A 19070-nucleotide genomic window follows, 5' to 3' on the forward strand; every position below is an offset into this window, starting at 1 on the left:
CTGGATACGGGCTTCCCGGACTCGGTTCTTGGGTTCGGCGAGGAGGTCGCTGTAGCCGCTGGGAAGGGCAAGGTCACGGGCGTCAGTCATCGGCTTGATCCTATCGACAGGTACCGACGTGGCGGGCATGACCTTGGCCGTCGACTTAGCGACCGTCTTTACTTCGTTCTGCTCATAACAATCAGCCGCCACACCGTAGAACGCAGCGCCGATAGTTGATATTCCGTCAACCTGCTCGCGAGGAGCAGGGGAGCGTCGTCACAGCGTATGCAGCAGGGGTCTGCCAAATATCACTCAGGGGCGATGCAGAGCCGTTTCCTTCACCACAGTTGGTCCGCGACATGTAATGCTAACGGCATGATGCTTTTACTTCGCAGCGCAGGCATCGCCCTACTGGTTCTCCTTTGTGGCTGGGGCGCTCTGACGTGGTACTGGTTTTCCGAGCCTCAGGATGCCAAATTACTCGGATTCTATGATTATCCGAGCGCGGTCTGGGGCGACGGGCTTCTCCTTCCGGTGCTTGCCGCAGTCCTCGTTTATTCCATAGGTCGTCTGCCAAAGCCAAAGCATCACTATCCATTAGCTGTGGCAGCCATCCTTGGACTGCTTGTTGGGGGACTCGTCATCCTGGGGTGGGTTAGTGATCCAAACCCGGGCCTCAATTGGACGATGCCGGCGCCACATTACTTGAACAACGCGGGTAAGTGGCATGCAGGTTTTCTGATTGGAGCTTCTGCTCTTTTTGCGATGCTCTGGGCCGAACTTGTGCATCGTCTCCACTCGGCGTTCCGGGCATCTTCCACACGCGTCATTGGTATTTCCCTGCTTCGCTCAGGGTTGTTCGCTCTCATCGTCGGAACTACCTTTGGGTACGCGGCGCTGGCCGGGCGTGATAGCGCCCGCGTGGGGACGACCGATGCAGGAGCATCATCCTTGTACGCGCTTGTAGGTTCGGCTCTTTTCCTAGCCTTAGGTTTAGCCTGGGCGGCGCGGCGGGACATTGCCGAAGCTTTCGCATCCACCATAGGTGGCGTTTTTCTCGCATCTTTTTTCGTCTGTTTGGCGCTGATGCCGCCGTCAAGCGTTGTTGCCATTCTCTTAACTGCTATGGCGGCAGCTGCGGGATTGTCGTTTGCTATGACGGCTGAGCCCGCTGTGCAAGGAGAGGACATTCAAGGAACGACGACGGGCGCTCGAGGATCACCAGCTCTAGAGTGGCTTGCCGTACCGGCGCTTTTTGGCGTGGTGCCGTTAATCTCACAACACGCTGGTTTCGCGCCCTCGCGCTTGCTTCCAGCAGCTGGGGCAGTCGTTGTCGTCCTACTCTTGACTTTAGGCTTTCGCCGCTTTCGTCGGCGAGCCAAGGGCTTGGGTCCGGACACTAGCTGGTTTCTAATTGCGGCACTCTTCCTGGGAACCAGCTTCGGGGTACTCGTGCTCATTCAAGCGCCCGATCTGGGCTTCCACTGGCGACCCATTTTGCTGGCGCTTGCCGCTGCAGGAATGAGCCAGATAGCCCTGGTCCCGTGTCAAGCGGATTATGCCCGCCTGATGGAGCTTGAGCAATCCGAAATTCGAAAGAGCAGCGGCGGAATCGCCCCGCCGCAGGAAATCGCGGAACAAAAGGGCATATGGGGCCGTATAGGGGCTGCAGGTGTAGCTGCAGCCCTTGTGATAATTACACTAACTGTGTCCATAGCTCCTGCCGTTGGTTGGCTTCCTGCAACTGGTCACGTGAGTATTGAAGCTCCAAGTGTTGTGCTCGGAGCGGTGGCCTTGGCTGTTCTCGCCTTAGCTTCTCCTCAAGTTGCTGATGCGCGACGGGAGAGATCGGGACAACGCCAGTCTTTCCCTCCATCGCTGAATGGTGTCTCGCTACCGGCGACGTACGCCGGATGCGCCCTATTCGTGATTGCAGGCTCGCTGCCATGGACAGGTTCGCCTCCGACCTTTCATCCGGTAGCAGCGCTGCAGGCTGCCCTCGTAGCTATATTCATAATGGAGTGTGTTGTCGGCAATGGACTCCGGTTGAACCTCGTGCGGGTGACACGTGCAACTGCCATACTAAGTTTTCTTGCTGGAGCGGCCACCTTTGTAATTGCGTACTGGTCGCTTACGAAAGGGGTAGGAACCTCTGGTGCCCCAGTGCATCTGCTCACATCCCTGCTGGCTAATGTAGGGGCGATGGTCATAGTTGGGCTGATAGCTTTGACGGCTACTGCGGCGGCCTATGGATACGGGCGAACAACTTATCTCACGCAATACACACCGGTGTCCAATGCTAAACAAGATCTGTTTCTCGTGTCATTACTGTGGCTTGTCTTGGCGTGGATCCCTCAAACTGCTGCTGAGCATATTTCTAGAGACGACGAGTTTCACGCGGTGAAGGTTCTAGGGATCGTTTTTTCTATAATCCTCCTTAGCGGGAGGACCTTGATATGGATTACGGGGAATAACGATTCCCATTCCGGCAGGGAACATGTCAAGGCTGGGTTTAGCGCTCCTAGCCACGCTCTTCCAGATACAAGCTTCTGGAAACGAACCAAGTCGCTGCGGAAGCGCACCTCGGCCTATTTGCGGGGTGGTGACGCAGTGGGGTTGTCGAAGGAGGCCGCTCGCCTCGAAGCCTTGGACGGGCACACGGCTGTGCAAAATGCGGTTGCTTTAGCTCTGGTGGGCGTAACACTTGTGGGAACGTTCGCGGCCTTAATCCAGCTTGCTCAGGACCTCGTAAAACCCCCTGCGGGCGGCAGCGCCTGACACCCCCCTCTGGGCGACGCACCCGCTGAAAGGGTATTCTTAGAGCTGCGTGGGGACTGCAGAACAGCACCAAGGCGACGCTAGGTTCAGCCTGAGGCGTTTCTTTTGGAGAACGTTCCTGGGCTTCCTGGAATGTGCGCATCATGTCCACGCAGCGCTGGTCATCTAAGACCGCCACCTCAACGCCACGTGATCGCAGCAGATCCAATTCGCCGTCGAAGGTGCGAGCTTCTCCCACCACCACGCGAGGGATTTTGAACTGGATGATCGTACCCGAACACATCGCACACGGCGCCAGTGTCGTGTACAGAGTGATGTCCCGATAGCTCTTTTGCCGGCCTGCTGCTCGGAGTGCCGACATTTCCCCGTGGGCTATCGGATCACCGTTCTGGATTCTTTCGTTGTGTCCGCTCCCGATGACCGCGCCATCGCGGATGATTGCCGCCCCGATGGGAATGCCGCCTTCACTGGCACTCTTTTGGGCGGCTTGATAAGCCGCTTCGAATCCAGGGTCAGAGGCTGTTTGCCGCGTCGAAGCGGCCGCGGTTTGGTGCCATTCGTGGATCGGGCGCTCATTCTCGTATGCGGCTCTTCGCCGGCCCTGAAAGGAGGCTGCCTTAGGCGTCGCCTGCCTTTCCTAGGGCGGAATCAGGCTGAGTATAGGAACCCGGCTTAGTTCAAATGGCCGATAAGCGTGATTCCGCCAGCCCGCGGTAGCGCCTCCTGCTTGGCCAGGGCAATGCCTTCCCGCTGCCGCTCCCTGATCAGAGAGCGTTCGAACGCGGCGAAGGCACCCATCACATAGAACATGATGTTAGCCATGGGGGAGTCCTCCCCGGTGAAAACCAGCTGCTCCTTGACGAAATCCACCCGACACGCCGTACGGGTCAGGCCCCGTACATGAGGCGCTGGACGAGAGCACGCAGGTGATCGAAGGGTTACGATCCCATCTTGTCGATGTGTCGAGGACAGAACGCACCCACTGCTGCTCCATGCACGGCGACGAGCTCCTCCACAGTGAAACCGACGCCGCCTTCCTCGAGGACGTACTCATTGATGTCGGCACCAACCGCGCCGCCGTCGTACATGGAACAAAAGCCCCTGCCCATCGTCACCAAGTCATCACCCGGGATATCCATGAGGGCAGGCTGCTCGTCTCGAATATTGTCCGGGACTGTCCGATAAACGGTGTGTGGGGTCCAGCGGTTTTCATTAGTGAGTGGTTCATTCGAACCGACCGGCGAAGGTGATAGCGAACGCGTTCAGCGCAGGCTTCCACCTCATTACCCAGCGTGCCCGACCGCCACCGGTTGGATCAAGGGGATCTGGTGGCCAGGTACAGGCATTTCAGGGCCGCGGTTTCGTTCGGAAAGTGCCCGCGGGCCCTCACCGCCCTTCGGTAGCGGGCGTTGATCGACTCGATCGCGTTCGTCGTGCAGATCACCCGCCTGATCTCCACGTCGTACTCCAGGAACGGCACCAACTCAGCCCAGGAGGACTCCCAGAGCCGCACGATTGCCGGATATCGCTGGCCCCACTCGGCCGTGAACTCGGCGAACCGGTCCTTCGCCGCCTGCTCGGACGGGGCGGTGTAGACCGGCTTGAGCGCCTTGACGATGCCATCGCGGTGCTGGCGGCCGGCGTAGCGGAAGCTGTTGCGGATCAGGTGCACAATGCACTGCTGCACCACCGTCCGCTCCCACGTGGTCGTGATCGCCTCCGGCAGACCCTTAAGCCCATCGCAGACGGCGATCAACACGTCTTCCACTCCGCGGTTTTTTAGCTCGGAGAACACCTGGAGCCAGAACCGGGCACCCTCGCCACCGTCGCCGGCCCAGATCCCCAGAATCTCCCGCTCCCCGTTCACGGTGACGCCCATGACGACGTAGAACGGGGTGTTGCGCACCTGCCCGTCACGGACCTTGACCACGACCGCGTCCACGAAGAGCACCGGATAGACCGGATCCAATGGTCGGGCCGACCATTCGGCCAGTTCCCCAACAACCTTCTCGGTGATGCGGCTGATGGTGTCTTTGGAGACCTTGGCCCCGTAGACCTCCTCGAAGTGCGCGGCGATTTCCCCCGTGGTCAGCCCGCGGGCGGACAGCGAGAGTACGACCTGATCGATCCCGTCCAGACGCCGTTTCCGCTTGGGCACGATCACCGGCTCGAACGATCCGTCCCGATCCCGGGGCACCTCAATCTCGACCGGGCCGATCTCGGTCAGCACGGTCTTCGGCCTGGTGCCGTTGCGCATGTTGGCTGCGATCGGCGTCTGGCCATGCTCGTGCCCGAGGTGCTCGGTCAGTTCCGCTTCCAGCGCGGTCTCCAGCACATTCCTCGTGAGCTGGTTCAGCAGCCCGCCCGGGCCGACCAGGCTCACGCCCTGCTCCTTCGCCTGCGCGAGCAACCGCTCCGCAAGCTCCTTCTGATCGATGATCTCGCCCGTCATAGGGCCGATCATCACCTCTGTCATCTCGGTCGTGGACTCTGACACGGCCGTCTCCTTTCGGATATGGCCGGACCCTCATACACCCTGTTGGTACTGAGGGTAATGACTTTTCCTTGCGGGAATGCCGACCATGGTGCCTTGGCGGGCTCGCCCATCACCCGCAGATGGGAGTAGACCTCGACGGGGCCGGCCAAGCGACCAGTCACGCCGGTCTTGGTTTGGAACAGGAACCGCCCTGGCTCTGCTTTCGCATATCCCATGGCCCATCTTTGCTTGAGCGCGGACCCAACCTCCCGATGGGCGCATTCAAAGAGACCACGTTGCGCGTCCAGCGCCGCACGCCGCTTTGATGTGGATGACAGGCCGTGCGACCAAGACCGTCACCGCAGCGACGGCCAAAGCCATGATGACCACTGAGAGCCAAAACCCCATTCTGTCGTTCAAGGGATACAGCACTGATACGAGCAATGCCACTGTCAGCAGTGTGAAAACATTCGCGTCGTAGGCCTTTTCTATCCAGCCTCTGGGCGTCGGCTCCAGGTTCTGTTCGATCATCGATAGTGCCAGGCCTTCCTGTAAGTGGCGCTAATCTAAACCCTGCCCCGGTGAGCGCCCCAAGGGAAAGCCGGGACGGATGGCAGGATGGATCTCGTGGCGAGTACGAGGCGGGGCACGGCGCCGAACCAGGAGTGGGTGCTGATGTACCGACGCGGGCTCAGCCGCACCAAGATTGCCGAGCTGGTGGGCGTCCCGGCCCCAACCGTCGGTTACCACCTGCGCGTCGCCTGCGCTGCTGACCCTGAGTTGCAGTCTGCCCACGAGGCAGCCGCCAATGCTAAGCCATCCCGCGTTACCGCCCAGGGCCTGGCGCGGATGCAGGAGCTGGTGGCCATGGTGCGGAAGACGGGACGCTACCCCTCCCGGAAGGCCGAGAGCACCATGGAACGGTCATTGGCGGTGTGGCTGCAGCGCCGCCGTGAAGATGCCAGGGCCGGAACCCTCGCACCGGCCTACCGGGACGGTCTGGCGGTACTTCCCGGATGGCAGACTCCCCCACGGGCTGAGGCATTCGAGGCGCGGTGGCAGCACCGGCTCGCAGCCCTGATCGCGTACCGGGGCGCAGGCAACGACTGGCCGCGGCACAAGGCTGACATCAGCGGAGAAGAACACGAGCTGGGCGTCTGGCTGCACCTCCAGCGGTCCAAGCTGCGCCGCGGCGAACTGGATGACGCGAAGCGGCAGACGCTTGACGAGTCACTCCCGGGGTGGAGGATCGGCAGGCAGCGCGGCCGACGACCGTAAAACCAATGCTGGATCAGGGCAGCGGCCCGAGCCATCAGGCATGGTCCGGCGGGTTGGGAGTGACCGGAAGCCGGGTGCCGTCCGGCCCGTCAATGACGAACTGCACCTCGTGCAGGTCCGGCCAGCCGTCCGGAAGTTCCTCTACCGGTTCCTCAGGTTCGGCGACCGTGTCAATGCCGAGGTGCTCGAGCTTACCGTCGCGGATCTGCAGCATCACCTGCAGCGGAAGGCCGTTCTCCCCCTCAAACCGTGCCGTGACAGGGAATACTTGATGGTGCGGGACCGCGCGCGGTACGTCATCGGGGACCTTGAAGAAAGCGGACGACACGACATCCGCGCTCCAGTGAACTTCCTCGGCCTGCTCCAGCTGGGCCAGCAGGGCGTCCGCACCGGGGACAACGGCCGCCGTCAGGATGGCCCTGACCAGGTCCCGCACAGCCGGAGTCAACGGGCGGACCTGCGCTGGTTCATCCAGGACGGCCGCCTCGTATTCTTCCTTCCTGGCTGCGGCCCTGTCAGCCAGAAACGTCACGAACGTCAATGCAGCTGATCCTGCGGCCAACCACCGGCGCGGCCGCCTAATGCCGGCCGAGTTAAGCCCGCGCACTATGCGTGACTCCACTGCATCGCCAGCGTCTGCGAATCGAAGCGTCGCAGCGACCGCCGCGAGCCCGGCTACGGCGTTCAGCGGCACCAGGACAGTTCTGTTCCGGTCGACGGTTACTGCAGTGTAAAGACCTGTCAGGACAGCCGTGGCTGCATGGAAGGTACGGCGCTGTGCCTTGGTCAGTTTGGCAGGGTCGACAAGTGCCAGCGCGCCCATGGTGGCAGTCGACACCGCGCCGAACACCGGCGATACAGGGTCCGTCAGCGAATCTTTTCGCTTGAATGCAGTCATGTTTGCTCCTCGGGTTTGAGCGCTAGCCTACTTCCTCAATGGCGCTGCAACATTGCGGAAAAGGTCCGGGAGATTCCCCCCATCCCATTTCCCAAAACCACCATGAAAGCTAAGCGTGGGTCAGCCCCCTTGGCCCCTGACGCTGGCCTTGATGTCCTCCAGGGCGGCCCGGTCATCATCGTTCGGTTCGCTACGGACGATGGCGAGAGTATGCATTATATGGCCCAGATCGGCCGAGGTGACCGTGTAGGTGTCCGTGCTGACGGTCAGGGTCCCCCTGTACCTGGGGTCCTCCAGGTTGGTGAGCGCGGCGGTCACGGATCCGGATTCCTCCAGAAGCGGTCGGCTGGCGTCCAGTTGCCACTCATCACCTTCCCGGCCCAGGAAGGTCGAGTACCGCGGCAGGACAAGCGACCATGGAGGAAACCGGAGTGGCGTGCGCCCACCGGAGAATTCCTCGACGAGACCCGATTCCAACTCCACCCGCAGTCCCCAGGGCGCCATCAGGAACCGGCCCGCGTCGTCAATCCTGACCTCCCAAAATCCGCCCGGAAAGTACCGGAACGAGCCAGTCTCGCCCTCCCGCCCGGAAGCGTCCCTGAACCTGGTCGCAAAGTCCCCGGCGACAAACCCCGGATCCGCACGACCCAGGAGTCCGATCAGCTGCTGATGGTTCGGGATCATGGAGAGAAGCGTAGCCGCATTCGGAAGCCGTCCTCAGTCCCTGGAAGCACTTGCCGCCGTGGCTGCCTTGCTCAGGAGAGCGTCGAGCCTGTCCGCAAAAGTTTTCTCCGTCCCGAAGAAGGCGTGGTCAGTCAGTCTGAAGCCGAAGGTGTCGAAGGCGTGGGCGTCTACTTGTGTGCCTTCCCCCGCTGCCCGAACCCGGACGGTCAACGCCACAGGCACTGCCTGCCGGCTCCAGTGAAAAAGGTTGCCCCATAGCCGGTACTGCCAGTTGGACCCGGTTCGTACCTCAAGGAGGTCGCCGTCCTGCCGGATTCTTGCCTTTTCCGAACCAAATGCTGTGGAGATAGCTTCGAACACTGACTCTGGGGAGAGCGGCGACGACCAGTATTCGGTCTTCTCGAACATCGGCTTTGTCCCCCTTGCTTCTAGCCCCATCGAGCTGCTCCTAGCGCTAGGAATGTAACGACAGCGTAGGCTGGTTGCCGTCAGCGGAGAAGGGAAGCCCGGAAGCCCCGGGACTGCTCCATGCCAGGTCCTGAGAGTAGGTCTTCTGGCGCCGCAGCCATGGGCTTAATCGAAGCGCACGGCGTCCCACTCAAGGATTCGTGGAACGGCGAGCCCCTCAAGGACGAATGGATCACCGGCGATGAAGCGCTCAGCATCCTCGAGTGAGGTGAAGATCCCCATCGACGCACCCGCCGGATCCACTGTTTGGAACGGGCCCAGTGCGAGGAGCCCGCCGCCGTCGGCATGGAACGCTTCAAAGTAAGCCTCATGGCGGGGATACGTCTCAAGAACGCGTGAGCGATCGACGCCTTGGCTGAGGCTATACATCACAACGAATTCCACGGATCCGCTCCTAACCACCGCTCCGCCTGACAATGCCGAGACTGTATCAGCTGAAGCACGGCTACTCTATGGCTATGACCACGGGGGCAGGCAAGGACGGGGACAAGTACGACTGGCAGTCGTGGCCGCAGGATTCCCTCCAGGGCATGCCCCCGAAACGCAGACCGTTGGCAGGCTGGGCAATCTTCTGGCTCATCTGCTGGGATCAGTCTTTGAGGCAGCAGGTGTTGGGGAGCCGTGGCGTGCACTGCTCGTGCTCGCTGTGCTGGCCGCCGTCTTCGTCCCTCTTGTCAGGGCGGCCGTGGTCGAAAGACGCCAGCTGCGCGCCGAAGGGATCTAGCTGCCTCCATATCCAGTCACCCGCCAATCGCTGATGTCTGCTGCCGTGATTACGGTCGTACTCTGGGTGATCTATGGTGTCGCCATCACCATGAGCCAAGGCCAGTTTGTGTTCCCTCCGTTGCCCATCGCTGCCAACGTCTGGCTCGTCTTTCTGGCCCACCGGTGGCGAGAGCGTCGGCCGAGCGAATTGCGCCATTGATAAATTCATCAATTCCGCCCCGGCGCGGGTTACCCTGTCAGAGAGGCTTGGGGGAGGTTCCCGGCTGGAGGCTTGAGGGGGTCAGCTGAATGCCAAGCAGTGCCATGTCTGCGTCCGTCCTGACACGAGTGGGCGGTCACCAGGACGAGCTGGTCGACGTCACGGAAGTGCGGCTCGATGACGAGGCCACGAGCGACGTCGGCGCGAACCACGGGAAGGGTCCTGCCCCTGACGTCCCGACCGAATCGTTGATTCCCAAAATCTTCCCCGTGTACGCATTCATCTGAACCGTCCTGCTTTTGGCAGGTCCTGACCTGAGGGCCGGGTGTGCGTCCTGCCGGTGCCCCCGCTGAGGGCACTTTTGGCGCGTAAACTTGGCTCTTGCGCCCCGAGGAAGCGATCGCACTGGTTTTCGGGATGGCCCTCATGTGGGTCGGTACGATTCTGGTGCTGCTTTCCAGGCTGCCTCAAAGGCGGGCGCGGCGCCAGGAACGGAAAGCAGAACGGGCAGCTCTCCAGAAGTCACACCAGGTATCACGGGGGCGGAGGCTGGCGCACCGCCGGAGCCTCTCCCGCAGCGGCCGGGCGCGAATTCCGTAGAACCGTCCCGGCCCTCTTCTGGATTAGGGCATCCGTTCTCAACCCCAGGATGCCGGGACATAAAATTGTTGCATGGGCAGCCAAGAAGCGATTGCTCTTGTCTTTCTAATTCTTGTCATCTGGGTCTGTACGATCCTGGTGTTGCTTTCTCGCGTAGATCGCGACGAGAAGCGGGAACGCCGCCACGAACGGAAAGCCAGCCGCCAAGCGGGGCATCACGCGCATTAAGCAGTCGGCCCCTGCATGGGCCGCGGCGCCCACCGGAGCGTTCCTCTTTTAGTCCATCGTTCATCTGGAGGAAAAGTTCCGCTGGTAGGGTCCGCTCATGGACGAACTGCTGATAGCCCCGACCGCGACTGTTGAGGACCTTGCCGGCCGTAAGGGCTTTGACGAGAACTTCCTCGGACAGCGTGTGCCCCTGCCCGGCCTCGCAGATGTCGACACGGTCCTGCTGCCGTACACACATTTCTCGGTGCTGATGCGCCTGGACAAACGCCTTGCCGCCGTCACCGGCCTGGGCATCCATGGCGCCAAGTTGATGGACCTGGACCGGACCGGGATCAACTGGCGGCTGGATCCACGGCTGAGGGAGGACCAGCAGACGGGGGAGCGGGTCTACGTTCGGAACGACATCGACCGCGGGCACCTGGTCCGCCGGGCCTCAGCCATCTGGGGTGAGACCCGGGCCGAAGCCGCACAAGCCAATGCGGACACCTTCTACTACACGAACGCCGCACCGCAGGCGGCCAAGTTCAACCAGGGCCTGGAACTGTGGCTGGGCCTGGAGGCCTACCTGCTGGAGCACGCCGCGGACAACCGCCGGCGGCTCGTGGTCTTCACCGGCCCCATCTTCAGCGAAACCGACCCGGTCTACCGGGGCGTGGACATTCCGCTGGGCTTCTTCAGGGTCGCCGTCTTCATCCACGAGGGTGAGCTCGCGGCGACCGGGTACGTCGTGGACCAGACCCCGCAACTGGCCGAGCTGCCCGACGTGCCGCGACCCGAGGCCATAGACTCTGGAGCCACAGACGAGGCTCCGCCGCTGGGACCGTTCCGGACCTTCCAGGCACCCATTAGGGACATCGCCGAACTCACCGGCCTGAACCTTGACCAGCTGATCGAGGTGGACCGGATGCCCATCGCCGCAACCCTCGGCAGGGCAAAGGTCGGGTCCACGTGGCGCGAACTGGGTACTCTCGAAGATCTTGACCTGGACTTCGACCCGGAGGACTAGGCCTGCTCGGAGCCTGCGGACAGGGACTGCCCGCGCACGGGACAGGCAGAAGAAGCATTCCACCGTCTGCTGTTTCTGCCGTTGTACGCCGAGAGGACCACTCCAGAGCGTACGTATAAGTGCGTATTGGGTACAGGTGCCCCGCTTTTGTACTGTTGGCGTTAGTAGGCATGCGACCCAACAAGGGGTGGTCGCGCTGATCCCGCTGACATGTTCAATCAGGATGCCCACTGGTTCATCACCAGGAAGCAATTCCTGCATCGCGTGTTGATGGAGCACTGCTCGAATCGTCGACAAGCCAAGAGTGACGAGGATCAACCCATCGGGTTAGTGCGTCGCTTACTTCTTCTTCCTAAAAGCGGGCCCGAGGGGCCTTCCTCCAGATGACAGAAAGGTCATCGTCATGCGTATGTTCATTCGGAAACTCACAACACTTGCCCTTGCGTCGGGCACCGCAGTTGGTGGCTCATTGCTAGTGGGCGGAAATGCAGCGAATGCAGCGGCAGCGGAGCCGAATCAAGGTGCGTTCGTTATCAAGGACCAATCCTGTGCTGGGCCAAATCCCAACGGCGGCTTCCTTTTCACGAATGACACCCACATAGTCGTCACCCCGAGTGGAAACATCAAACTGACGTGTCACTTTGATGGCCCTCCCGCGAAAGAAACCGTCAACCGGAGGGGCTTCCTCTGCTTCGCGTTGAAGAAACCCACCTACGACTCACACTTCGTCTACACCAAGAGCGGTCAAGGAACTCTCACCTGCCATATCAAGGCAGAGTAGTGGGCCGGAAATGGGCGGCGGAGCAGCAGTCAGCACGCATCTCGGAGGAACAGCCCGGTTGGGCTCCTGATGTTTGGCGCCCACACGAAACTCTTCTCCTCGGCCCGCACTTTAATACTGCGGGGCTGATGACTTTCCGCGATTGAGGGATACGAAGGCAAGGGCGGCACCTTCACGGTGCCGGCCTTGCCATGTGACCAACCCGGCTCACGTCTGTTCTGGCTCTTTCACCGACCAGTCCAATCGGAACAGAGTGTCGAAATCGCCAGGATGCTGGCAAGTCCAGGTGGAGTTGGGACACCATGCCGGCGCATAAAGAGCCGAGTGCGCCGGTCCTGCATGGGCGATGCCGCCGAGGCCCATTCAAGCGGGCACTTCTGACTCGGCGGATCGGCATTAACCTGAACTAGCGAGCGGTCCCCGGTCAGGATCTCCCCACGTGCTTGGGCCACTTTCTATTCACTGAAGTTGCCGCGGCGCTGACAATTTGCAGCGTCTCAGCGAGTCTTGGACTCGAGTCGTTGATTCTGTAGAAGGTTGCCCGGCGCCGGTTTCAATAGTCCCAGCTCATATGCCCTTTGGACGGCCATCAGGCGGTCGCCAACGTCCAGTTTGCGGTAAATGTGTTCTAGATGTTTTCCGGCAGTGCGGGGCGAGATGCTGAGTCGCCTCGCCAGGCTCTCTGCGGTCAGCCCCTCACTAAGCAACGTCAGGATCGACATTTCTCGAAGGGTCAGGCCGTAGCTGCAGCTTTGGCGGGCCGCTTTGCCCTCCTGGGGTGCCAGTGCGAGGTGAAGTGCGAGGCCGTTCAGGATTGGTTGCAGCAGTCTTGCCAGATCGAACTCTTGCTCGGTGTAGTCACGGTCAGGTCGATGGATGACGTAGGCCTCGTAATCGCCGCTGCCTACGTTGTGGTCGCCTCCGCCTATCTGTAAAGAAATGGACAACTGATGTGTGATTCCCCAGGGCCGCGCCAGCTCCTCCCAGGCCTGCTTGAGGCTGCTGCTGGCCAGAGCGTCAGGAACCCGCCCGTAGGACTGTGGTCCCGGCTGTCGGGTGAGCGCAAACCAGCGCAGCAGCGGATGTTGCCTGAAGTCGTAATCCACGGGCGGTTGGTCCGGTAGGTAATCCCGGGGCCAGAGAGCGAGAATGTGATTCTCCCATTCCGGGGTTACGCGATTACGTGCAATGCAGGCACCGTTGAACGACTGGCCAAGCAACTCCAAGAGTTGACCCTCGTATCGTGAGGACAGTCCAAGTGGCTGTTGAAGAATTTCTCCAACAAGCTCCAGCCACAGGCGGTACTGCGCATCATTACGAGCCACGCCAGAATTTTAGATCCAGACGCGCTCGGACGACATAAGAAAAAGCTAATCAGGCAGGCAGTGACGGCGAATCCGGAGGTACGAAGAAGTGCGTATAGCAGCAGCTGTCCCTCTTTAATACTCTGGGTTTAGCAGGGGATAGGACCAAACACGAAGGCCTAGGGTCCTGCAGACATATTCCATTGGGCCGGCTCACCACGTCTGGCTTGCTCCATCCAGTACCCGCCGTAGCAGTGCGGGGATCGCATGACTTTCAGCCACTCCGGCTCGCCGACGGTCCGCAGCCAGCTCCGGGAAGGACGCCGTAATGAGAACCACCAAGCACATCCTTCTTGCCGCACTGACGGCAGTCGGACTCGCCGCAACGACAGCAGCGCCAGCCCTGGCAAGCGTCATGCTCAACCATTCAGAACCGCTCAACTAACCGGCACAATCAAAACAATCAGAAAAGTAAGAGACCATGAAAACAATCAAGCGCATCGTTCTCGCCGCTTTGACAGCTCTCGGGCTAGCCGTGTCCGCAGCTGCGCCCGCCCTGGCTGGGCTTGGGGTGAATCACTCAGAACCGCTCAATTGAGGGTACGTTCCAATTACAGGGGAAGCCCACGATGAAGACCACCAAACAAATACTGCTAGCCACCCTGACTGCACTCGGATTCGCGGCCGCCGCGGCAGCCCCCGCCTTTGCAGGTAATGGCTCTCAACCATTCTGAGCAGCTCTCCCAGTAGCAGCATGCTCAGCGTCAAGACACCCAGGGCCAAGCGGTTGAACCGTCTGGCTCAGGCTGCTCTTGCCTCAGGAGATCTTGCCACCGCGTCCAGAACGGCCCAGCGTTCGCTCGCGCTGCTTCCGGTACAACCCAAGAGCTTCCGTGGCACTGCCGACCGGGCCAACATGCTGTTGACTCTCGCCTACATCGTTGGCGAACAGGCCGGTCACAACCAGTCCGCCGAATACGTTCAGAGCGCCGTGCAGCTCATGCTGCGGTTCCCCGTTGGACCGGAAAGGGACATCTGGCTGGCTGAACTGCTCACCAGGCTCGGGACGAGTCTTCGGCTGGCGGGACGATTTGCTGAGGCATCATCGGTTCTGACGTCGGCACGTGCCCTTGACTGTTGGGACAGGTTGGAGCCTTTGCGACGGGCCGCAACCCTCAACGCCTTGGGCATTCTCGCCAAGGACACCGGTAGGTATGGCGAGGCCGCCGAGTTTTATGCCCAGTCCCAGGCGATCCTCGAAGGCGACCCGGAAATCGACAGAAGGCAGTTGGCGGCGCTCCACCACAACATTGCCGGCCTTGTCCACGCCCAGCGCCTTTATGTTGAGGCCGAGCCGGAGATACGGTCAGCCCTGGCTATTCGGAGGGGGATCGAGTCGGCGGATTGCGTGGCCGTGGCGGCGGATCTGTCTGTTCTGGGCGCAGTGCTGAACGGGCAGGGCCGTCTCGGTGAAGCGGAAGAGGCGCTCCTGACAGCACGGGGGATCTGGGAGGCCCGCTACGGTGAGGAGCATTACGAGGTGGCGGTCCAGCTGAACAACCTGGGTTCCATCCAGCAAAAGCGAAGCGACTTTGACGGGGCAGCAGCCAGCTACCATCAGGCGCTTCATATCAAGGAGCGGGTGCTGGGCAGCCACCACCCGGAGATCGCGGCATTGCTGAACAACATCGCCGATCTCGAGTCGGACCAAGGGCAGGTGAGTGACGCGAGGATCCACTACGCCGAAGCTCTGTCGATCTTCCGCCAGACCCTCGGGCACGAGCATCCGAGCACCAGAACCTGCGCCGTTAGCTTGAGCCGCCTCGCCTCATCCACCGTCTGACGCAGGACGTACACATAATCAGGAGGCATGTTATGAAAACGCTTCACAGCCTCGTCCTTGGGGCATCGCTCATCGTAGCCCTTGCCGGAGGATCATCAGCACCGACCGGGGCCGGCGCAGTCGACGCCTGGAATGAACAGTCAGGGGTACAACAGGTCGGCACCCCGGTCTCCGTCCACCCTCGAATTAGCTGCCTGGATGGAACGCCGCTGGAACGGGTCTTAACCCTGACAGCAATGCCCCGGCCGAACGCGCCCAAAACCAAGTGCACGTGCGGAAGAACGTGTCCCTTCACGAATCCGCCCGCCGACTGCGGCGAAGGATTCAAGCGCTGCAAGAAAACCGCCCCGTGCGACTTCAACCTCATTTGCGACGGCGTGTTCGTAGAGTGCTCACTCAAGACGAAGGTCGAGACGTGTGTGCCGAAAGGCCAGCCCTGTTCGTAATGAGCCACTTGGCGGTGATGCGGAAGGAAGATGCTTGCCGTCCAGCCGCTGACAAGCAATCCCGTGTACGTATAAGTGCGTATGTGGCGAGCTTCCCCGCTTAAATATTCTGGTTTCAGCGGAGTGGGTGCCTACCCAGTCAGCAGCAGTTCACGGCGGGGTAGGCGACTACGACGCTGGGCCTACGCCTACTTGTCCAGGCTTGGGTCACATTTTGGGGGGCTCGGCGGTGGGCGCGGCCACCGCCGAGCTATACGGAACGTGAGTCACTGCACTCGGGCCAAAGCCGGTCAGGCAAGGGCCGACGGGGCCGTGCGTCGGTTGACGACCCGGACTTTCTTCTTCACAGTCCCAGGGCAGTGAGAGACTCGCTCTAACGAACGTTCTATGCCGAAGATGACTCGTCTTGAGGCTCGCTGTCAGCTTCCGGGCTGCTGACGCCCGGAGCGCCGCCAACCTGGTTATGCCTGCTCAGCAGGTAGTCCCTCACCTCGTCGCGCTAGATGATCCACGTCGTATCGATGAGGACTCCGGGAACCTCGCCCTTCTTCAGCCACCGGTACACCGTCGCCCTGTCTTTACCCAGGATCCGCGTCAGGTCGCTGACACTCAGAACAAGGCGCAAATTCTCAAACAGTTCGTCAATTCTGACGTTCATTTCGTGGGTTCCTTCATCAAGCGCAGCATCTGAGGCCGTTGAGGATCCCGACCCGGCCATCGAGACTACCGCAGTTACGGTGGCCGTATCCTGTTGCTCACCGGCGCCCTGCGGTTGGTGCACCCATCGATGCCAGCCAAGCCCGGGAGCCGTAACCGCCTGCAGGAAATCCCAGATGCCCCACTCCATATCAGGGGATACCCGCGAAGTGCGGTCCGAAGACCAGGGTGACATCATGATCGGCGCACAGTGGCTTCCAGTGGGCTGCGTCCTTAGGTTTCGCTTCGAGGACGAGGAACAGCTTCGGCCGGAAGCCGCGGCCCCTCAGCCGGTGTCCGTAGTCCAGCACCTGGCCGAGTCCATGCCTGACCTGGAAGGCCTCGTTTCCCTCAGTGATGCTCTTGACCTCGGCGACCCCGACGCTTCCGTCCTCGCCTTCCCACGCCAGGTCGAAGTTGCAGGCCTTGTCGAATGGGGACAGCGGCGTGAGCCCGTGCAGCCCGATCAGCTCCGCAAGCTTGTCCTGCGTCGCCGAATGCGCTTTGAGCCCCCGCTCCATGATGTCCGGGTCCCGGTAATGCTCGCCGTCGCCCTGCAGCGGTCCAGCAAAAGCGCCAGCCCGGTATGGGGCACCCACCACCCCACCCTCCGCCGCGTCAGCGCGAGCAGGAGCGTCTGGCACGTTCGGCTTTAGTGCCGGGGCTGGGTAATGTGACCGGAGACCAAAGAATCCCTCCGTGTCGATGATCTGGATGTGGTGGCCGGCCCGTAGCATCTCGGCGACTTGCTTTTCCTTACTCCCGTACCGGCCATACTTCCAGTGGGGGCTCCACCCGCGGACGAGGACATCGGTGCTGGATTTGTTGACCCACTCCTTTACACGGCTGGCGCCGAGCCTCTCCGCGATCTTGGTCAGTTCCACCTCGTTGAAGCTCTCGAACTTCCCAGTGAAGACAACTTCCTTGCCCCGCAGGTCGTAGACCCATTCGCTCGTCATGGAGTGATCAAAGCGGTATACGGGGGCGGCAGCAAAATGGTGAGGCGCTTTGGGACAGATGTTACGGCCGCCCGGTCATCCATGTACGAACCAGGCGGTGAGTGAATTACCGGGAACCGCACACATGCAGTTCCATGACTCAGATTTCCGTACCCGCCCTCATGGTTTACCTGGCCGGCCATGAGCTGCTTGCACCAGGACTGCCGGAGGAACGCTGTGTACTTACGGCAGAAGCCCGGGACAACCTCCAGAAAGGTGCCATTACGGTCGGCGCTGACGACTGCTTTGCTGTCGCAGATGGGCTGGGAGGTTTTAAGGACGTAGGGCTGGGAGGGACCTACCCGGCCGAGGAGAGCGTGATCCTTCCCGCGTACATCATTGCTGGCCCGGGCCTCCCTGCCCTGATCCCCGGCGGCGGGGCGGCCATCGCGAGCCAGGCGGAGGTGGACCAGATTCGCTTCGAGTTCTACGCCATCGACGGCACCGGTGCCCTGTTCCGATGAGGCTGCCTGGACGACCTCTTCGAGCACTTCATCTGGGAGACAGCCGGCCAGGAAGGCATGGCCTCGCCGGTCTTCCCGATCACTGCCTGGCGCTAGACCGTTTTATCCCCGGAGGATGTCGGTGCTCTTGCCGAAGTTCCGGCATCGCCATTTCGCGTGGCCTAAAGCACGGGTCGCCCGTGTCGCCATCCAATGTGCGCCGACGGCCGTGGTGACGGCGAATATTGGGGGAGCAACTGATGGCTAAGTACGTCGATTACATCAACATGACCAAGAAGCAGTCCGAGGCCGCTTTCCAGGAGTATCTGGAAGAGCGCGGACCGGCCCTGGACCGGCTGCGGGAAGCCCTGGCTGCCGACGGGCAGGACCCGGACGTTCTTCTGGATGGCTCTGTCGAGAGTCTGGTTCCCCTGTGGCGGTGGATCCTCGCCAACTCCACGGTGTTCGACGCACCCGGCGGCGGCACTGATTCGAACAGCGAGCCGCGGGAAGTGTGGCCGTCCTGGGCGCGGCACGAGTATGAGGTAATGCACTCCCTGTCCCTGGAGTCGCTGTTCCTGCTGGATGGGCTGGTGTCCTACCTGGGCGACGTCGTGCAGCAGCACGCACCAGAGGCGCGGTGGGAGATCGCCCACCACCGCATCAAGCGATACCACCTCAACAAGCACCCCGTCCTGGTCAGCGGTACTTGTGAGGTCCACAACTACCTCCCCGGGCTGCCAAGAGTCCACGCATACGGCAGCCTCACCGGTTTCCGCGAGTCCCCGAATGACACTATGGCCGCCTACGCGCGCGGTCTCATCGAGCAGCTGAACCGCGGCGACCAGCCAGCCGAGGATGATGAGATGGCCGAGGACGAGCCGCTCGTGGAGGTTGAAGACCTCGGCGACGACGAGCTCCGCAGCCGGGAGCTGGAGGTGGCGCTCCGGGAGGACATCGTCTTTGAGCACAACCGGGTGGTGGGCCGCATGATCAACGCCCTCAAGCAGGAAGACGGCATAACCCGGGTCATCCGCGAGGACCGGGAGGTCCTCCTCGTCGGGACAGCTACCTGGAGCACAGCCCGGCTCCAGGAATGGGCCGCCGGCTACCTAACGGAGAATGTCTGAAGCTGACTCCCAGCTCACGGGGCGCTCACAGCATCCTGGTTCCACCTGGTCGCAGTGCAAGACGATTCACTCGACACAGGAACGCGGTATTTAGCAGAGATGCGAG

The 19070-nt window shown here is 61.4% G+C and carries 19 protein-coding genes and 3 pseudogenes; 10 read left to right on the forward strand and 12 right to left on the reverse strand.

The features are described from left to right. Positions 1-357 precede the first annotated feature (357 nt). Entirely contained in the window at positions 358-2760 is a 2403-nt protein-coding gene (locus ACIP9X_RS19160; RefSeq protein ID WP_400481348.1) for a hypothetical protein, read from the forward strand. A gap of 124 nt (positions 2761-2884) precedes the next feature. On the opposite strand, the pseudogene ACIP9X_RS19165 reads toward ACIP9X_RS19160, so the two are convergent. From ACIP9X_RS19165 to ACIP9X_RS19185, 5 genes and pseudogenes are all read right to left on the reverse strand, one after another. Further along, positions 2885-3325: pseudogene (locus ACIP9X_RS19165) on the reverse strand (nucleoside deaminase); the annotation flags it as partial. A 143-nt stretch (positions 3326-3468) separates the two neighbouring features. Further along, positions 3469-3660, reverse strand: a pseudogene (locus ACIP9X_RS19170) (recombinase family protein); the annotation flags it as partial. A gap of 38 nt (positions 3661-3698) precedes the next feature. After that, positions 3699-3899, reverse strand: a complete 201-nt coding sequence (locus ACIP9X_RS19175; RefSeq protein WP_400481349.1) for a DUF732 domain-containing protein — start codon at positions 3897-3899, stop codon at positions 3699-3701. Positions 3900-3984: 85 nt separating this feature from the next. Continuing rightward, a pseudogene (locus ACIP9X_RS19180) lies at positions 3985-5224 on the reverse strand (IS256 family transposase). A 294-nt stretch (positions 5225-5518) separates the two neighbouring features. Further along, positions 5519-5767, reverse strand: a complete 249-nt coding sequence (locus ACIP9X_RS19185; RefSeq protein ID WP_400481350.1) for a hypothetical protein — start codon at positions 5765-5767, stop codon at positions 5519-5521. 87 nt (positions 5768-5854) lie between these two features. On the opposite strand from ACIP9X_RS19185, the gene ACIP9X_RS19190 reads away from it, so the two are divergent. Next, complete coding sequence (locus ACIP9X_RS19190; RefSeq protein WP_400481351.1) at positions 5855-6514, forward strand: helicase associated domain-containing protein; 660 nt, start codon at positions 5855-5857, stop codon at positions 6512-6514. Positions 6515-6548: 34 nt separating this feature from the next. On the opposite strand, the gene ACIP9X_RS19195 is transcribed toward ACIP9X_RS19190, so the two are convergent. The 4 genes from ACIP9X_RS19195 to ACIP9X_RS19210 form a co-directional block, all read right to left on the reverse strand. Beyond that, positions 6549-7412 carry a hypothetical protein gene (locus tag ACIP9X_RS19195; RefSeq protein ID WP_400481352.1) on the reverse strand — a complete coding sequence of 288 codons (864 nt, stop codon included), beginning with the start codon at positions 7410-7412 and terminating at the stop codon, positions 6549-6551. A gap of 120 nt (positions 7413-7532) precedes the next feature. Beyond that, positions 7533-8096 (reverse strand): hypothetical protein, encoded by a 564-nt coding sequence (locus ACIP9X_RS19200; protein WP_400481353.1) that lies wholly within the window; start codon positions 8094-8096, stop codon positions 7533-7535. 33 nt (positions 8097-8129) lie between these two features. Beyond that, positions 8130-8534 carry a hypothetical protein gene (locus tag ACIP9X_RS19205; RefSeq protein WP_400481354.1) on the reverse strand — a complete coding sequence of 135 codons (405 nt, stop codon included), beginning with the start codon at positions 8532-8534 and terminating at the stop codon, positions 8130-8132. Between the two features lie 135 nt (positions 8535-8669). Then, positions 8670-8948, reverse strand: a complete 279-nt coding sequence (locus ACIP9X_RS19210) for a YciI family protein (RefSeq protein ID WP_400481355.1) — start codon at positions 8946-8948, stop codon at positions 8670-8672. Positions 8949-9069: 121 nt separating this feature from the next. On the opposite strand from ACIP9X_RS19210, the gene ACIP9X_RS19215 reads away from it, so the two are divergent. The 5 genes from ACIP9X_RS19215 to ACIP9X_RS19235 all read left to right on the forward strand — a co-directional run bounded on the left by ACIP9X_RS19215 (position 9070) and on the right by ACIP9X_RS19235 (position 12104). After that, positions 9070-9288 (forward strand): hypothetical protein, encoded by a 219-nt coding sequence (locus ACIP9X_RS19215; protein ID WP_400481356.1) that lies wholly within the window; start codon positions 9070-9072, stop codon positions 9286-9288. 305 nt (positions 9289-9593) lie between these two features. Beyond that, positions 9594-9776 carry a hypothetical protein gene (locus ACIP9X_RS19220; protein WP_400481357.1) on the forward strand — a complete coding sequence of 61 codons (183 nt, stop codon included), beginning with the start codon at positions 9594-9596 and terminating at the stop codon, positions 9774-9776. Positions 9777-10161: 385 nt separating this feature from the next. Then, the gene (locus ACIP9X_RS19225) at positions 10162-10317 is read left to right on the forward strand and encodes a hypothetical protein (protein ID WP_400481358.1); all 156 of its coding nucleotides are present in this window, start codon (positions 10162-10164) and stop codon (positions 10315-10317) included. A 97-nt stretch (positions 10318-10414) separates the two neighbouring features. After that, entirely contained in the window at positions 10415-11323 is a 909-nt protein-coding gene (locus ACIP9X_RS19230; protein WP_400481359.1) for a DNA/RNA non-specific endonuclease, read from the forward strand. Positions 11324-11726: 403 nt separating this feature from the next. Further along, positions 11727-12104 (forward strand): hypothetical protein, encoded by a 378-nt coding sequence (locus ACIP9X_RS19235; RefSeq protein WP_400481360.1) that lies wholly within the window; start codon positions 11727-11729, stop codon positions 12102-12104. 497 nt (positions 12105-12601) lie between these two features. Here the strand turns inward: ACIP9X_RS19235 and ACIP9X_RS19240 are convergent, their stop codons facing one another. Further along, the gene (locus tag ACIP9X_RS19240) at positions 12602-13429 is read right to left on the reverse strand and encodes a LuxR C-terminal-related transcriptional regulator (protein ID WP_400481361.1); all 828 of its coding nucleotides are present in this window, start codon (positions 13427-13429) and stop codon (positions 12602-12604) included. A 733-nt stretch (positions 13430-14162) separates the two neighbouring features. Between ACIP9X_RS19240 and ACIP9X_RS19245 the strand changes: the two genes are divergently transcribed. After that, on the forward strand, positions 14163-15251 hold the full coding sequence (locus ACIP9X_RS19245) for a tetratricopeptide repeat protein (protein ID WP_400481362.1): 1089 nt from the start codon (positions 14163-14165) through the stop codon (positions 15249-15251). Between the two features lie 945 nt (positions 15252-16196). On the opposite strand, the gene ACIP9X_RS19250 is transcribed toward ACIP9X_RS19245, so the two are convergent. Together ACIP9X_RS19250 and ACIP9X_RS19255 are read right to left on the reverse strand one after the other, a co-directional pair. Beyond that, complete coding sequence (locus ACIP9X_RS19250; RefSeq protein ID WP_400481363.1) at positions 16197-16355, reverse strand: helix-turn-helix domain-containing protein; 159 nt, start codon at positions 16353-16355, stop codon at positions 16197-16199. Positions 16356-16545: 190 nt separating this feature from the next. Beyond that, positions 16546-17352, reverse strand: coding sequence for a BRCT domain-containing protein (locus tag ACIP9X_RS19255; protein WP_400481364.1), 807 nt, complete (start codon positions 17350-17352; stop codon positions 16546-16548). A gap of 134 nt (positions 17353-17486) precedes the next feature. Here ACIP9X_RS19255 and ACIP9X_RS19260 point away from each other — a divergent pair, with 134 nt between their 5' ends. Next, a complete protein-coding gene (locus ACIP9X_RS19260) occupies positions 17487-17855 on the forward strand; it encodes a hypothetical protein (protein WP_400481365.1) in 369 nt (122 codons plus the stop codon). Between the two features lie 239 nt (positions 17856-18094). Further along, a complete protein-coding gene (locus tag ACIP9X_RS19265; RefSeq protein WP_400481366.1) occupies positions 18095-18964 on the forward strand; it encodes a hypothetical protein in 870 nt (289 codons plus the stop codon). Positions 18965-19070: the final 106 nt, after the last annotated feature.

This window comes from Arthrobacter sp. NPDC093125, from assembly GCF_044754225.1.
GTDB lineage: Bacteria > Actinomycetota > Actinomycetes > Actinomycetales > Micrococcaceae > Arthrobacter.

Coding starts and splice junctions, on each gene's coding strand:
- ACIP9X_RS19160 (WP_400481348.1), top strand. CDS start 358: ATGATGCTTTTACTTCGCAGCGCAGGCATCGCCCTACTGGTTCTCCTT.
- ACIP9X_RS19175 (WP_400481349.1), bottom strand. CDS start 3,899: ATGGATATCCCGGGTGATGACTTGGTGACGATGGGCAGGGGCTTTTGT.
- ACIP9X_RS19185 (WP_400481350.1), bottom strand. CDS start 5,767: ATGATCGAACAGAACCTGGAGCCGACGCCCAGAGGCTGGATAGAAAAG.
- ACIP9X_RS19190 (WP_400481351.1), top strand. CDS start 5,855: ATGGATCTCGTGGCGAGTACGAGGCGGGGCACGGCGCCGAACCAGGAG.
- ACIP9X_RS19195 (WP_400481352.1), bottom strand. CDS start 7,412: ATGACTGCATTCAAGCGAAAAGATTCGCTGACGGACCCTGTATCGCCG.
- ACIP9X_RS19200 (WP_400481353.1), bottom strand. CDS start 8,096: ATGATCCCGAACCATCAGCAGCTGATCGGACTCCTGGGTCGTGCGGAT.
- ACIP9X_RS19205 (WP_400481354.1), bottom strand. CDS start 8,534: ATGGGGCTAGAAGCAAGGGGGACAAAGCCGATGTTCGAGAAGACCGAA.
- ACIP9X_RS19220 (WP_400481357.1), top strand. CDS start 9,594: ATGTCTGCGTCCGTCCTGACACGAGTGGGCGGTCACCAGGACGAGCTG.
- ACIP9X_RS19225 (WP_400481358.1), top strand. CDS start 10,162: ATGGGCAGCCAAGAAGCGATTGCTCTTGTCTTTCTAATTCTTGTCATC.
- ACIP9X_RS19230 (WP_400481359.1), top strand. CDS start 10,415: ATGGACGAACTGCTGATAGCCCCGACCGCGACTGTTGAGGACCTTGCC.
- ACIP9X_RS19235 (WP_400481360.1), top strand. CDS start 11,727: ATGCGTATGTTCATTCGGAAACTCACAACACTTGCCCTTGCGTCGGGC.
- ACIP9X_RS19245 (WP_400481362.1), top strand. CDS start 14,163: ATGCTCAGCGTCAAGACACCCAGGGCCAAGCGGTTGAACCGTCTGGCT.
- ACIP9X_RS19250 (WP_400481363.1), bottom strand. CDS start 16,355: ATGAACGTCAGAATTGACGAACTGTTTGAGAATTTGCGCCTTGTTCTG.
- ACIP9X_RS19255 (WP_400481364.1), bottom strand. CDS start 17,352: ATGACGAGCGAATGGGTCTACGACCTGCGGGGCAAGGAAGTTGTCTTC.
- ACIP9X_RS19260 (WP_400481365.1), top strand. CDS start 17,487: ATGACTCAGATTTCCGTACCCGCCCTCATGGTTTACCTGGCCGGCCAT.
- ACIP9X_RS19265 (WP_400481366.1), top strand. CDS start 18,095: ATGGCTAAGTACGTCGATTACATCAACATGACCAAGAAGCAGTCCGAG.